We start from the raw sequence: 14,774 nt of genomic DNA, 5'->3' as shown, positions 1-14,774 counted from the left end.
ATGCAGCTTCAACCTAAACACACGTATAAAATCGCCGGCTTTTCCAGTGAAATTGCGCCGGCCTATCGCCAGAAACTGTTATCGCTCGGCATGCTGCCCGGCTCTTCATTCGAAGTGGTGCGCGTCGCACCGCTGGGCGATCCGATAGAAATTAAAACTCGCCGCGTCAGCCTGGTGCTGCGCAGGAAGGATCTGGCGCTGCTGCAACTCGACGGTCAGTCCTGAGCCGGCGCGCCCTCCGTTTGCCGACGCGCCTTTGCGCCGGCGCTGTTCTCCTTGAAGACGACACGCTGAACTATGAAAAAACTCACCATCGGTTTAATCGGTAACCCGAACTCCGGCAAAACCACGCTGTTCAACCAGCTGACCGGCGCGCGCCAACGGGTCGGCAACTGGGCGGGCGTGACGGTCGAACGCAAAGAAGGCCATTTCACTACCCCGCAGTCCGACGTGCGGCTGGTCGATCTGCCCGGCACCTACTCCCTCACCACCATCTCGGAACAGACCTCGCTCGATGAGCAGATCGCCTGCCACTACATTTTGAGCGGCGACGCCGATCTGCTGATCAACGTGGTCGACGCCTCCAACCTGGAGCGCAATCTCTATCTGACGCTGCAGCTGCTGGAGCTGGGCATTCCCTGCATCGTGGCGCTGAACATGCTCGACATCGCCAAAAGCCAGCATATCGATATCGACGTCGCCGCGCTGTCGGCACGCCTCGGCTGCCCGGTGGTGCCGATGGTCTCCACCCGCGCCGACGGCATCGGCGTGCTGAAGCAGATGATCGACAATCATCACATCAACGAGCAGCAGGCGCTGGTGAACTACCCGCCGCTGTTGCTGAAAGAGGTCGCCACGCTGAGCGACGCCATGCCGCAAACGCTGCCGGCGGCGCAGCGCCGCTGGCTGGCGCTGCAGATGCTGGAAGGCGACATTTACAGCCACCGGCTGGCCGGCCCCGCCGTCGCGTTGCTGCCTGCGGCTACCCAGGCATTGCAACAGCAGCAGCAAGAAGACCCGGCACTGGTGATCGCCGACGCGCGCTACCAGTCTATCGCCACCCTGTGCGACGCGGTCAGCAACTCGCAGCAGGCGATGCCCAACCGCTTGACCGAGCTGCTGGATAAAGTGATCCTCAACCGCTGGCTGGGCGTGCCGATCTTCCTGCTGGTGATGTACCTGATGTTCCTGCTGGCGATCAACATCGGCGGCGCGCTGCAGCCGATCTTCGATATCGGCTCGGCGGCGATCTTCATCCAGGGCATTCAGTGGCTGGGTTATACCCTGCACTTCCCCGACTGGCTGACCGTCTTCCTGGCGCAGGGCGTCGGCGGCGGCATCAACACCGTGCTGCCGCTGGTGCCGCAGATCGGCATGATGTACCTGTTCCTGTCGTTCCTGGAGGATTCCGGCTATATGGCACGCGCGGCGTTCGTGATGGACCGCCTGATGCAGGCGCTCGGGCTGCCGGGCAAATCCTTCGTGCCGCTGATCGTCGGCTTCGGCTGCAACGTGCCGTCCATCATGGGCGCCCGCACGCTGGACGCCCAGCGAGAGCGGCTGATCACCATCATGATGGCGCCGTTCATGTCCTGTGGCGCGCGTCTGGCTATCTTCGCGGTCTTCGCCGCCGCCTTCTTCGGCCAGGACGGCGCCGGGGTAGTGTTCTCGCTGTACCTGCTCGGCATCGCGGTGGCGATTCTCACCGGCCTGGTGCTGAAATACACCATCATGCGCGGCGAAGCCTCGCCGTTCGTGATGGAGCTGCCGGTCTATCACGTGCCGCACCTGAAAAGCCTGCTGCTGCAAACCTGGCAGCGGTTGAAAGGTTTCGTGCTGCGCGCCGGTAAGGTGATCGTGGTGGCCAGCATATTTATCGGCGGCCTGAACAGCTTCTCGTTCAGCGGCAAGACGGTCGATAACATCAACGACTCCGCGCTGGCCTCGGTCTCCAAGGTGCTGACGCCGCTGCTGCAACCGATGGGCGTCCACAGCGACAACTGGCAGGCCACCGTCGGGCTGGTGACCGGCGCGATGGCAAAAGAAGTGGTGGTCGGCACGCTGAATACGCTGTATACCGCCGAGCATATCAACAAAGAAGCGTTCGACGCCGCCAACTTCAATCTGCTCGATGAGCTGGGCGGCGCGCTGCAGGAAACCTGGGACGGCCTGAAAAACACCTTCAGCCTGAGCGTGCTCTCCAACCCGATCGAAGCCAGCAAGGGCGACGGCGAGATGGGCGTCGGCTCGATGGGGGTGATGAGCAGCAAATTCGGCTCGGGCATCTCCGCCTACAGCTACCTGATCTTCGTGCTGCTATATGTGCCTTGCGTCTCGGTGATGGGCGCCATTGCCCGTGAATCGAGCCGCGGTTGGATGACATTCTCCATCCTGTGGGGGCTGAACGTCGCCTATTCGCTGGCAACGCTGTTCTATCAGGCGGCGACCTTCAACCAACACCCGCAGTACAGCCTGACGGCGATCCTGGCCGTGGTGGCGGTGAATCTGCTGGTGCTGTTCGGCCTGCGCCGGGCACGCAGTCGCGTCACGGTGCGCCTGGGCAACGCCACGCCGGCGGCCTGCTGCCAGGGTGCCAAAGGGAATTGCCACTGATGGCCGGGCTGCTGCAGGTGCGCGATGCGCTGGCGCTGCTCGGCAGCGCCCAGGCGCAGCAGCTCAGCCAATCGCTGGCGACGCCGCTGCCGCTGGTGCAGGCGATGCTGGACCGTTTGGCGGCGATGGGGAAAGTGGAGCGTATCGAACAGGATGAGGGCGCCTGTCTGAGCGGCAGCTGCAAAAGCTGCCCGCAGGGCCAGGGGTGCGGCACGGTTATCTACCGGCTGAAGGCCTGAAGATCGGGGGCGCCACGGCGGGCGCCCCTTTGCCGTTGAAGGCTTATTTCTTGTCTTTGTAAACTTCGGCGATGGCGCTGAATTTACCGTGTTCGCGACCCGCCAGGACCACGTAATATTGCCCGCCCTTTTCGTCCGCCAGTTTGGACAGCTCTTCCTTGGCATCCATCGGCGACGTGGTCTGCGCCGTGGTGGTCACGGTGCCGATCTTCTCGTATTTACCCGGGTTTTTATCCAGATCTTCCTTGGTCAGCAGGGTTGCCGCCATGGAGCCAAAAGACACCGAACCCAGCACTGCCGCTGCAATAATCATCTTCAATGATTTCATGACACTAACCTCTCAATGGATAATTTATCTGTTATGAAAGCCGTCAAGAATCCATGCGTAGTACATCAGGCTGCCGCGACATCCTCAGGCTCCGTTGCTTTCCCTGACGGTGCCTGTTTCCCAGAGACGAAACGCCAAAATGAAAAGCGCCACGTACGGTCTTTTCATTTTGCAGCCAACGCATTGACTCACTAAGTATCGAACAGCTTTGTCTTTTATCCACCCGGCGGTGTTTTTTTTCGCACCTTATTGTGCGTTTTGCCGCCGCATTCAATGTGCTGCAATAAACGCTTCGATCGTCGTCACAAATTCGTCGGGATGAGAGATAAACGGCGCATGAGCGGCCTTAGCCACCATCTGCGACGTGGAGTTCGGCCAGGCGGTATCGAGCAGCTCGGCGACCTTGCGTGGCACCAGCCCGTCCAGATAGCCATAGATCCGCAGCAGCGGCAGATCCAGCGCCGCCAGAGGCGCACGCAGATCGGCGGTGCGCAGGATCTCCAGCCCACCGTTCAGCACCTCGACGCTCGGCGTCGGCTGGTTGAGCACCACCGCTTTCAGCTGGCGCGCATCCTGACGCGCGCTTTCGGTGCCCAGCGTCTGCAGCGCCAGAAAACGCTCGACGGTGCGTTGAAAATCCAGGCTCAGCTGGTGCTGGAAACCGCTCAGCACGTCCGGGCGGATCCCCGGCCACTCATCGCGAGCGGCAAAGCATGGCGAGGAAGCCACGGTGATAAGCCCATTGACCCGCTGCGGCTGCATCAACGCCGCCTGGCTGGCCACCAGCCCACCGAGCGACCAGCCGAGCCACCAGGCCTGCGGCGGGGCGGCCGCCAGCACAATCTCCGTCATCTGCTCCAGCGACAGAGCGCCGAATCCTTGGCTGCGACCGTATCCCGGCAGGTCGACCAGATGCAGGCGAAAATGCGGCGTCAGTCGCGCCTGAATGCAACTCCACACTTCAGCGTTCAATCCCCAACCGTGCAGCAGCACAAGATCGCGTTCGCCTTCACCTATCGTTTGCCAGTACAGCGCTGTCATTGGTTATTGTCCTTTCATGCCTATTCGTCTCGGAGACGCTATGCTATCAACCCGCGGCCGCTGTTGGCTATGCCGGCAGCCATTAAGCCTGATGCGTCATGGCATCTGCAGCTGCTGTTTGCGCCATCTGCCGGCCAGGCCGCCGTGTTGCCCGTGCTGCGGGCTGCTCGCCGGTGATACGCAAACGCCCTGCGGCCGCTGCCTGCAACGGCCGCCGCCCTGGCAGCGGCTGGTGTTCGTCGGCGACTACGTGACGCCGCTCAGCCTGCTGGTAAAAAGGTTCAAATTTCACCGTGCGCCCGAATTGGCGCCGGCGTTGGCGCGCCTGATGCTGCTGCGGTGGCGGCAGGCGCGCGCAGAGCAGTATCTGAACAGACCCGACCTGATTTTAGCGGTACCTTTGCATGCAACGCGCTGCTGGCGCCGGGGTTATAACCAGAGCGATCTGTTGGCCCGGCGGCTGGCGCGCTGGCTGGGCTGTGCCTATCGGCCCACCGCCTTGCGCCGGGTACGCAAAACCGCCCTGCAACAGCGGCTGAGCGCCTCGGCCCGCAGGCGCAATCTGCAGCGCGCGTTCGCCTGTACCGTGCCGGTCGCCGGCCGGCATATCGCCCTGGTGGATGACGTGGTGACCACCGGCAGCACCGTCTCGGCGATCGCGGCGCTGCTGCGGCGGCAAGGCGCCGCCTCGGTGCAGATATGGTGCGTTTGCCGCACGTTGTAGTGCCACGGCAATGGGCGTATTATAACCGACTATAGAAGTCAACTATTGAGCTAATGCTATGATCCGTATAACAGATGCTGCACAGGAACACTTTGCCAAACTGCTGGCAAATCAAGAAGAAGGCACCCAAATCCGCGTATTCGTGATCAACCCGGGCACGCCGACGGCCGAATGCGGTGTCTCTTATTGCCCGCCGGACGCGGTAGAAGCGACGGATACCGAACTGAAGTTCGACAAGCTGTCCGCCTATGTCGATGAGCTGAGCGCGCCGTATCTGGAAGACGCCGAAATCGACTTCGTGACCGACCAGCTGGGTTCTCAGCTGACGCTGAAAGCGCCGAATGCCAAGATGCGCAAGGTCGATGACGACGCACCGCTGATGGAGCGCGTGGAATACGTGCTGCAATCGCAGATCAACCCGCAGCTGGCGGGCCACGGCGGCCGCGTAACGCTGATGGAGATCACCGACGACAACATGGCCATCCTGCAGTTCGGCGGCGGTTGCAACGGCTGTTCGATGGTGGACGTCACGTTGAAAGAAGGCATCGAGAAAGAGCTCCTGCAGAAGTTCCCGGAACTGAAAGGCGTGCGTGATCTCACCGAGCACCAGCGCGGTGAGCACTCTTACTACTGATACCCGGCGCTCGCGCCACGGTAGATAACACAATGCCGGAAGGGGGAACCCGTTCCGGCATTGTCGTTTTCAGCCCACCGACACCTTGCGGCGCCGTTTATCCAAATCCTTCAGCAGCCGGTTTATCCGCGGATCGGCGAACATCTCCTCCAGCGTCTGGGTCAACTTGCGCCGCCAGTTAGGGTATTGATCGCTGGTGCCGGGAATGTTGACCGGATCGGCCATGTCCAGCCAGTCTTCCGGCTGCAGGCCGAGCAAGGCGCTGGCGCTGTCGGCGACATAACGTTGCAGGCCGCGATTGAGCAGCGGGCTCATGCCGAGCAGCGCCGCCCTTTTGCCCACCTTCTGCGGCACGCAGCCGTAGTGATGCAACCCATCCAGCAACCCCTGCTTGGCGCGTTCCCGGTCGGCGAACAGCTCCCGCAGTATTGCCGCGTCCGGATAAAGCCCCAGCCGGTTGCCGAGCGTCAGATCGTCGCTTTGCCAATAGCCGCGCAGCGTCGGCAAATCGTGGGTGGTGATGGTCGCCATCGCCTGCACCGGATAGGCCTGCGGTGCGCGGAAATGGTGCTCGCCGTCGCTTTCGAAATAGAGCACTTTGTAAGAGTAGACGCCGCTGTCGCGCAGCTTGCCGACGATCTCCACCGGCACCGTGCCAAGATCCTCGCCGATCACCATGCAGCGATGACGCTGACTTTCCAGCGCCAGCACCGCCAGCAGATCGTCCACCGGGTATTTGACGTAGGCGCCGCGATCGGCAGTTTCGCCATAAGGGATCCACCACAACCGCAGCAGCGCCATCACGTGATCGATACGCAGCGCGCCGCAGCTGGTCATGTTGGCACGCAGCAGATCGATAAACGGCTGATAGCCGCGCGCCGCCATCACGTGCGGATCCATCGGCGGCAGGCCCCAATTTTGCCCCAGCGGCCCCAGAATATCCGGCGGCGCACCGACCGACGCTTTCAGGCAGTACAGCTCGCGGTCGCACCAGGTTTCCGCTCCGCCTTCCGCCACGCCGACCGCCAGATCGCGATACAGGCCGATCGGCATCTGCTGCTGCTGACTCTGCTCAAAACACTGCGCGAACTGCGTGGCCGCCAGCCACTGCAGCCACAGGTAAAAACGGACCACCTCCTGATGTTCGGCGCAGAACTGCCGCACCGCTTCGCCATCCCCCTGCCGATAACGCTCGGGCCAGGCCGGCCACCCCCACTGACTGACGTCCTCCGCCGCCAAATGGGCATGCAGCGCGTCGAACGCCGCCTGCTGATACAGGCTGTCGCCGCCGTCCGTCACGAACAGCTCGAACGCCTGACGCTGCGCGTCGTTCGGCTTGCGCGCCTGAAACAGCGGGAACGCCAGCTTCAACGCCGCCAGTTTCAGCTGCATCACGGCGGTATAATCCACCCACTCCGTGGCGCGCGCCTTGGCCAGCTGTTTCTGCGTCGCCGGCTTCTGCCACCAGCGCTGCGCCGCTTCGCTGCGTTGGAAATCCTCCACGGCATTGACATCGATGTACGCCAGATTCAGCCAGCGGCGCGACGAGGGGCTGTAGGGGCTGGCGCTCTCCGGGTTAGCCGGGTACAGCGCATGGATCGGATTGAGACCGACAAAAGCGCCGCCGCGCTCGCCCACCTCTTCTACCATCAGGCGCAGATCGCCGAAATCGCCGATGCCCCAGTTGCGATCGGAACGCAGCGTATACAGCTGAACGCAGGCGCCCCACAGTTTTTTGCCGGTCAGCAAGGCGTCCGGCTCAAAGCAGCGCCTCGGCGCGACGATCACCCGGCATGACCACTGCCGGGCGCCCTGGCTCAACGTCAACTGGTGGTAACCCGCCGGCAGATCGCCGGGCAGCGTCAGGGTCTTGCGCGCGCCGACGCGCCCTTGCAGGCATTCGCCGTCTTCACGCTGCAGCACCCACAGATATTCGCCTTCGCCCGCCGGCGTCAGCGCCAACGGCGCGCCCTGATAAAATACCTTGACCGCCGGTAACGGCGGCGGCGCGCTTTCCCGTTCGGCAGTGCCCCAGTTCATGGCCGCCAACAGCTTGCGCTTGGTCTCCGGTTCAATCGCCTGCCGCTTGCCGTGGGCATTGATGAAATCGGCAGCGATCCCCGCCTGCGCTGCCGCCTGATCGATACGCTTGCGATCCATTCGCTCTCCTTAACGTTTGGCTTGCCAGATGCGCTGCTGGTAATCGCGAATCGAGCGATCCGAGCTGAACATGCCGACGCGCGCGGTGTTAAGGATAGTCCGCCGCGTCCATTCATCCCGATCGCGGTACAGTTCATCGACCCGGCTCTGCGCCTGGCAGTACGAGGCGAAATCCGCCAGCACCAGATAGGGATCGCCGCCTTCCAGCAGACTGTGCAGCATCATGTCGAACGCGTGCTTGTCGCCGTGGCTGAACGCGCCGCTCGCCAGTTCGTCCAGAATCGCCTTCAGGTGCTTGTCTTTCTTGCGGTAGCTGAGCGGATCGTAGCCCTTCGCCAATATCGCCTTCACCTGCTCCACGGTATTGCCGAAGATGAAGATATTGTCTTCGCCCACCTGCTCGGCGATTTCGACGTTGGCGCCGTCCAGCGTCCCCACCGTCAGCGCGCCGTTCAGCGCCAGCTTCATGTTGCCGGTGCCGGAGGCCTCTTTACCGGCGGTGGAGATCTGCTCGGAGATATCCGCCGCCGGGATCATCAGTTCGGCTACCGACACGCGGTAGTCGGGAATAAACGCCACTTTCAGGCGATCTTTCACCAGCGGATCGTGATTGATCTTCTCGGCCGCCTGGTTAATGGCGTAGATAATGTTCTTCGCCAGGTAGTAGCCCGGCGCCGCCTTGGCGCCGAACAGGAAGACGCGCGGCACGATGTCCAGATTCGGGTTGTCGCGCAGCTGGCGATACAGCGACAGGATGTGCAGCAGGTTCAGGTGCTGGCGTTTGTACTCGTGCAAACGCTTAATCTGCACATCGAAGATCGCATCCGGGTCGAGCGTCAGCCCCATCACGTCGTGCACGTAATGGGCCAGCGCCACCTTGTTGTCGCGTTTGATCTGCTGATAACGCTGGCGGAACGCCGCGTCGTCGGCGAATTTCTCCAGCCCGCGCAGCGCGTCGAGATCGTTCGCCCACTCCACCTTCAACGTCTCGTCGATCAAGCCCGACAGCGCCGGGTTGCACTGTTTCAGCCAGCGGCGCGGCGTGATGCCGTTGGTGACGTTATGGAATTTATTCGGCCACAGCTGGTGGTATTCCGGGAACAGATCTTTCACCACCAGATCCGAATGCAGCTGCGCCACGCCGTTGACCGCAAAGCCGCTGACCACGCACAGGTTGGCCATGCGCACCTGCTTGTTATGGTGCACCGCCAGCTTGGCCCACACCGCCTCGTCGCCCGGCCAGTGCTTATCCACCCGCTTTTTGAACCTGACGTTGATCTGTTTGATGATGGAGAAATGGCGCGGCAGCAGGCTGCGCACCAATTTCTCATCCCAGCACTCCAACGCTTCCGGCATCAGGGTGTGGTTGGTATAGGCAAAGGTGTTGCTGGTGATTGCCCAGGCCGCCTCCCACTCCAGCTGGTGCTCGTCCAGCAGAATGCGCAGCATTTCCGGAATGGCGATAGTCGGGTGGGTGTCGTTCAGCTGGATCACTTCATACTTCGGCAGTTCTTCAATCTTGCGGCCGGCCTGATGGTGCTTGCGTAAAATATCCGCCACCGAGCAGGCGCACTGGAAATACTGCTGCATCAGGCGCAGGCGTTTGCCGGCCTGATGGTTGTCGTTCGGGTAGAGCACCTTGGTCAGCTTGTCGGCTTCTACGCCCTGCTTCTCAGCCTGCAGGAACTTGCCGTCGTTGAAATCGCTCAGGTTGAACGGATGCTGATGAGTCGCCTGCCACAGGCGCAGCGGCTGCGCCACGCCGTTGCGATACCCCAGAACCGGCAGATCCCAGGCTTCGCCGCGCAGGGTGAAGGCCGGACGCCACAGTTCGCGGCCGTCGGCCTGCTTTTCCAGCTTGCCGCCGATGCCCACGTCCACCGCCAGCGCGGCGTTGTGGCGGAACCACGGATAGCTCTCGCGCTGCCAGTTATCCGGCGCCTCTTGCTGCTGCCCATCGCGGAACGACTGGCGGAACAGCCCATACTGATAATTCAGCCCATAGCCGGTGGCCGGTTGTTCCACCGTCGCCATCGAATCGAGGAAACAGGCCGCCAAGCGCCCCAGCCCGCCGTTGCCCAGCGCCGGATCGGTTTCCTGTTCCAGCAGGTCCGCCAGCTTGATGTTCTGCTCCGCCAGCGCCTGCTCGACGGTGTCGTACCAGCCCAGGTTGATCAGGTTGTTCGCCGTCAATCGGCCGATCAGAAACTCCATCGAGATGTAGTTCACGTGGCGCAGCGGCTTGGCGCTTTTACGCGGCGCCGGCTGTGCGGCCAACTGCTCGGCCAGCGCCGCGCTGACGGCTTCCCACCATTGATGTTGCGTCATCTGTTGTGCGGAACTGAGGCCGAACCGTTGCCACTGGCGGGCAAGCGCCGCCAGAAAAGCATCCTTCTTGAGCGTAGGCTGTGACATAAGGAAAACTCTCTATCCAGTAAGTGGGTCAAATTGCCGCTATCGTGCCGGTGAGAAAGCCTGACGGCATCATCCCGCCTGGGGATTAGCTGGGGAGGAGGATTGGGGCGTAGCTGGAATTGTGATCTCAGGCACTTTTTGACTCCCTTGCAACGATGCAAAAAAGCCCGCCAACGCGTGCGGCGAGCACTGAGAACGTTAACCATGACGTTAGCACAAGTATTCGCGCTGCTGAAGTTTTGTCCATGGCCGGAAATGCGATCCGCCATCGCATCGCCGCGCGCCGGCGCCAAACGTAAAAAAGTGTGATCGGCAGCAACTTAACTCCAAGCCGATGCGGAAGCTTGTTGCAATACGTTTAGGGTTGGCAGAAGTTAGGGGGAGCTATTAATTACGAACCATAAAATAATTAGCGCCACTCCAATCCCGGCGGGAACCGCGATTTATACCCTGGAATACTATGCTGATCCCATCAAAACTGAGCCGCCCGGTACGGCTGCAAAATACCGTGATCCGCGATCGCCTGCTGGCCAAACTGGCCAGCGCGGGCAACTATCGCCTGACACTGGTCAATTGCCCGGCGGGATACGGGAAAACCACGCTGATCGCCCAATGGGCGGCCGGCAAAGCCGATCTGGGCTGGTATTCCCTGGATGAGAGCGACAACCAGCCGGAGCGCTTCGCCAGCTACCTGATCGCCGCGCTGCAGCAGGCCAGCGGCGGCCGCTGCGTCAAGAGCGAGGCGCTGAGCCAGAAACACCAGTACGCCAGCCTGTCGGCGCTGTTCGCCCAGCTGTTTATCGAACTGGCCGACTGGCACCAGCCGCTGTATCTGGTCATTGACGACTACCACCTGATCACCAACGACGCCATCCACGAAGCCATGCGCTTTTTCCTGCGCCATCAGCCGGAGAACCTGACGCTGATCCTGCTCTCGCGCACCCTGCCGCCGCTCGGTATCGCCAATCTGCGGGTGCGCGATCAACTGCTGGAAATGGGGACGCAACAGTTGGCGTTCACCCACCAGGAAGCCAAACAGTTCTTCGATTGCCGCCTGGCGGCGCCGATGGAACAGCGGGACAGCAGCCGTCTGTGCGATGAAGTCGAAGGCTGGGCCACCGCGCTGCAGCTGATCGCGCTGTCGGCCCGCCAATCCGCCTCGTCGGCCCAACTGTCGGCCAAGCGGCTGGCGGGGCTGAACGCCAGCCATCTGTCCGACTACCTGGTGGATGAAGTGCTGGACCACGTCGATGCCGATGCGCGCGCCTTCCTGCTGCGCTGTTCGGTGCTGCGCTCGATGAACGATGCGCTGATCGTGCGGCTGACCGGCGAAGACAACGGCCAGCAACGGTTGGAGGAGCTGGAGCGCCAGGGGCTGTTTATCCACCGCATGGACGACACCGGCGAGTGGTTCAACTTCCACCCGCTGTTCGCCTCTTTCCTGCGCCAGCGCTGCCAGTGGGAACTGGCGCTGGAGCTACCGGGCTTGCACCGCGCCGCCGCCGAAGGCTGGCTGGCGCTGGGGTATCCGGCGGAGGCCATTCACCACGCGCTGGCGGCCAGCGACGTCAGCATGCTGCGCGATATCCTGCTGCAACACGCCTGGTCGCTGTTCCACCACAGCGAACTGGCCTTGCTGGAGGAGTGCCTCAACGCGCTGCCTTATGAGCGCCTGATTCAAAACCCCAAGCTGGCGCTGCTGCAGGCCTGGCTGGCGCAGAGCCAGCACCGCTACAGCGAGGTCAACACCCTGCTGGAGCGCGCCGAGCGCACCATGCGCGAACAGAAAATCGAGATAGACCAAACGCTGCACGCCGAGTTCGACGCCTTGCGCGCCCAGGTGGCGATCAACGCCGGCAAACCGGAAGAAGCCGAACGGCTGGCGACCGAAGCGTTGAAATTCCTGCCGCTGTCGAGCTATTACAGCCGCATCGTCGCCACCTCGGTGACCGGCGAAGTGCACCACTGCAAGGGCGAACTGGCGCGCGCGCTGCCGATGATGCAGCAGACCGAGCAGATGGCGCGACGCCATCAGGCGAACCATTACGCGCTCTGGGCGCTGCTGCAGCAGAGCGAAATTCTTATCGCCCAAGGCTTTCTGCAGGCCGCTTACGAAACCCAGGACAAGGCGTTCGAACTGATCCGCGAGCAGCACCTGGAACAGCTGCCGATGCACGAGTTCCTGCTGCGCATCCGCGCGCAGATCCTGTGGTCGTGGTCGCGGTTGGACGAGGCGGAAGACGCGGCGCGCAGCGGGCTGAAAATCCTGGCGAACTACCAGCCGCAACAGCAGCTGCAGTGCATCGCCATGTTAGCCAAATGCTCGCTGGCGCGCGGCGATCTGGACAACGCCAACACCCACCTGCAGCGCTGCGAAACCTTGCTGCACGGCGCCCACTACCATCGCGACTGGCTGACCAATACCGACAAATCGCGGGTGATCCACTGGCAGATGACCGGCGACACCGCCGCCGCCGCCCAGTGGCTGCGCCACACCGAAAAACCCGGCATGGCGGACAACCACTTCACGCAGGGCCAATGGCGCAACATCGCGCGGGTGCAGATCCTGCTCGGCCAGTATGAAGAGGCAGGGGTGGTGCTGGATGAACTGAACGAAAACGCTCGCCGCTTGCGACTGGTGAGCGATCTCAACCGCAACCTGCTGCTCAGCAACCAGCTTTACTGGCTGCAAGAGCGCAAAGGCGAAGCGCAGCAGGCGTTGATCGAAGCGCTGTCGCTGGCCAACCGCACCGGCTTTATCAGCCACTTCGTCATCGAGGGCGAAGCGATGGCGCAGCAACTGCGTCAGCTGATCCAGCTCAACACGCTGCCGGAGCTGGAGCAGCATCGCGCCCAGCGCATCCTGCGCGACATCAACCAGCATCATCGGCACAAGTTCGCGCATTTTGACGAGAACTTCGTCGATAAACTGCTGACCCATCCGCAGGTGCCGGAACTTATCCGCACCAGCCCGCTGACCCAACGCGAATGGCAGGTGCTGGGGCTGATCTATTCCGGTTACAGCAACGATCAGATCGCCGGCGAGTTGGACGTGGCGGCCACCACCATCAAGACGCACATCCGCAATCTGTACCAGAAACTGGGCGTGGCCCATCGCCAGGAAGCGGTGCAGCAGGCGCGGCAGCTGTTGAAGATGATGGGGTACGGTGCTTAAAAACCCTGATATCCATCTGGTCTTAAACGCCGCAGAGTTGGTTACAATAGCGGCGTCCCCCAATAACGAGGCAGTCAGCAGTATGGAACAGTTCGAAGCGATCAACGTTGAGCAGGCCTACGCCCGCTGGAAAGAGGGCAGCGCCGCCCTAGTCGACATCCGCGATCCGCAAAGTTTTGAAGCCGGGCATACGCCGGGCGCCTTTCACCTCACCAACGCCACCCTGTCGGCTTTCATGCAGCAAAACGACTTCGAGCGGCCGGTGATGGTGATGTGCTACCACGGCAACAGCAGCCGCAGCGCGGCGCAATACCTGCTGCACCAGGGGTTCGACGCGGTCTACAGCATCGATGGCGGCTTCGAGGCCTGGGCCCGTCAGTATCCGCAAGACGTGGAAACCTCCGCCTGATTCCCTCCGCCCGCCGTGCATCGGCGGGCTTCCCCTGCGTTTTTGTGAGCGTTTTCGCGGGTTTTTCGCAGATCCGTTTGCCAGCGCTCAGGATTTCGACGTTATAATCGGCCGTCAGGGTCGCCGGCGCGCAAGCCGCGGCCAAAATCATTCACTTACGACGGAAGAGCAATGGTTAGAGTAATCGCCATATCCAACCCGCGCCTGGCGCTGGCCTTTGTCGACTATATGGCGACCCAGGGCATCCGGCTTGAGCTGCGCAACAGCGGCGAAGCGGCGGAAATCTGGTTGGCCGACGACGGCCACCTCGAGCAGGTGCAACACGAGCTGCAGCAGTTTCTGGCCGATCCGCTCAACCGCCGTTATCAGGCTGCCAGCTGGCAGACCGGCCATACCGACGCCGGCCTGCATTATCAGAGCGAATCCTACCTGCACACCCTGCGCAGCAAGGCCGGGCCGCTGACGCTCGGCGTGATGGTGCTGTGCATCGCGGTCTATATCCTGATGCAGGTGCTGGGCGACGACACCGTGATGTACTGGCTTTCCTGGCCGCAAGACAGCAGCCAGTATTTACAGCTGTGGCGCTGGATCAGCCATGCATTCCTGCATTTCTCCCTGCTGCATATTCTGTTTAACCTGATGTGGTGGTGGTATCTCGGCGGCCAGATGGAAAAACGCCTCGGCGCCGGCAAGCTGTTCGTGCTGGCGGTGGTGTCGGCCTTCTTCAGCGGCTGGGCGCAATCGCTGTTCAGCGGCGCGCTATTCGGCGGGCTGTCGGGCGTGGTCTATGCGCTGATGGGCTATGTCTGGCTCTCGGGCGAACGGGCGCCGGAGCGCGGCCTGATGCTGCCGCGCGGCCTGATGGCGTTCTCGGTGCTGTGGCTGGTGGCCGGATATTTCGATATGTTAGGAATGTCGATCGCCAACGCGGCACACGTAGCCGGTTTAGTGTTAGGGTTATTGATGGCATTTTGGGATACGCGTCATCGCGCACACAACGAACAATAACAGCCGGGAACTATGCCCCAGCGGGCAT

Annotated in this window: 12 protein-coding genes; 8 read left to right on the top strand and 4 right to left on the bottom strand. The window is 62.1% G+C overall.

All coding sequences use genetic code 11. From position 1 onward, the window contains the following. The 3 genes from feoA to AAIE04_RS09515 all read left to right on the top strand — a co-directional run bounded on the left by feoA (window position 1) and on the right by AAIE04_RS09515 (window position 2,852). Window positions 1-225: a ferrous iron transporter A gene (gene feoA, locus AAIE04_RS09525; RefSeq protein ID WP_025159900.1), complete on the top strand. Its 225-nt coding sequence runs from the start codon at window positions 1-3 to the stop codon at window positions 223-225. A gap of 72 nt (window positions 226-297) precedes the next feature. After that, a complete protein-coding gene (feoB, locus tag AAIE04_RS09520; RefSeq protein WP_019455162.1) occupies window positions 298-2,613 on the top strand; it encodes a Fe(2+) transporter permease subunit FeoB in 2,316 nt (771 codons plus the stop codon). Further along, entirely contained in the window at window positions 2,613-2,852 is a 240-nt protein-coding gene (locus tag AAIE04_RS09515) for a FeoC-like transcriptional regulator (protein ID WP_063918391.1), read from the top strand. Before feoB ends, AAIE04_RS09515 begins: the two co-directional genes overlap by 1 nt. Before the next feature lie 43 nt (window positions 2,853-2,895). Here AAIE04_RS09515 and AAIE04_RS09510 read toward each other — a convergent pair whose 3' ends face one another. Further along, window positions 2,896-3,180, bottom strand: a complete 285-nt coding sequence (locus AAIE04_RS09510) for a YdgH/BhsA/McbA-like domain containing protein (protein ID WP_019455164.1) — start codon at window positions 3,178-3,180, stop codon at window positions 2,896-2,898. Window positions 3,181-3,450: 270 nt separating this feature from the next. Further along, window positions 3,451-4,221 carry a pimeloyl-ACP methyl ester esterase BioH gene (gene bioH, locus AAIE04_RS09505; protein ID WP_019455165.1) on the bottom strand — a complete coding sequence of 257 codons (771 nt, stop codon included), beginning with the start codon at window positions 4,219-4,221 and terminating at the stop codon, window positions 3,451-3,453. A 40-nt stretch (window positions 4,222-4,261) separates the two neighbouring features. On the opposite strand from bioH, the gene gntX reads away from it, so the two are divergent. After that, on the top strand, window positions 4,262-4,945 hold the full coding sequence (gene gntX, locus AAIE04_RS09500) for a DNA utilization protein GntX (RefSeq protein ID WP_498576844.1): 684 nt from the start codon (window positions 4,262-4,264) through the stop codon (window positions 4,943-4,945). Between the two features lie 58 nt (window positions 4,946-5,003). Continuing rightward, entirely contained in the window at window positions 5,004-5,579 is a 576-nt protein-coding gene (gene nfuA / locus AAIE04_RS09495; RefSeq protein ID WP_004930777.1) for a Fe-S biogenesis protein NfuA, read from the top strand. A 69-nt stretch (window positions 5,580-5,648) separates the two neighbouring features. Here the strand turns inward: nfuA and malQ are convergent, their stop codons facing one another. Together malQ and malP are read right to left on the bottom strand one after the other, a co-directional pair. Beyond that, entirely contained in the window at window positions 5,649-7,739 is a 2,091-nt protein-coding gene (malQ, locus tag AAIE04_RS09490) for a 4-alpha-glucanotransferase (RefSeq protein ID WP_498576843.1), read from the bottom strand. Between the two features lie 9 nt (window positions 7,740-7,748). After that, on the bottom strand, window positions 7,749-10,154 hold the full coding sequence (malP, locus tag AAIE04_RS09485; protein WP_211129488.1) for a maltodextrin phosphorylase: 2,406 nt from the start codon (window positions 10,152-10,154) through the stop codon (window positions 7,749-7,751). A gap of 460 nt (window positions 10,155-10,614) precedes the next feature. On the opposite strand from malP, the gene malT reads away from it, so the two are divergent. The 3 genes from malT (at window position 10,615) to glpG (ending at window position 14,746) form a co-directional block, all read left to right on the top strand. Then, the gene (gene malT, locus AAIE04_RS09480) at window positions 10,615-13,329 is read left to right on the top strand and encodes an HTH-type transcriptional regulator MalT (protein WP_498576842.1); all 2,715 of its coding nucleotides are present in this window, start codon (window positions 10,615-10,617) and stop codon (window positions 13,327-13,329) included. An 82-nt stretch (window positions 13,330-13,411) separates the two neighbouring features. Then, complete coding sequence (gene glpE, locus AAIE04_RS09475) at window positions 13,412-13,738, top strand: thiosulfate sulfurtransferase GlpE (protein WP_019455180.1); 327 nt, start codon at window positions 13,412-13,414, stop codon at window positions 13,736-13,738. A 171-nt stretch (window positions 13,739-13,909) separates the two neighbouring features. Continuing rightward, window positions 13,910-14,746 carry a rhomboid family intramembrane serine protease GlpG gene (glpG, locus tag AAIE04_RS09470; protein ID WP_019455181.1) on the top strand — a complete coding sequence of 279 codons (837 nt, stop codon included), beginning with the start codon at window positions 13,910-13,912 and terminating at the stop codon, window positions 14,744-14,746. The last annotated feature ends 28 nt before the right edge of the window (window positions 14,747-14,774 follow it).

This window comes from Serratia sp. Ae19-1, assembly GCF_059801225.1.
The sequence above is the reverse complement of the archived record's forward strand: the minus strand, read 5'-3'. Positions and strand labels throughout refer to the sequence as shown.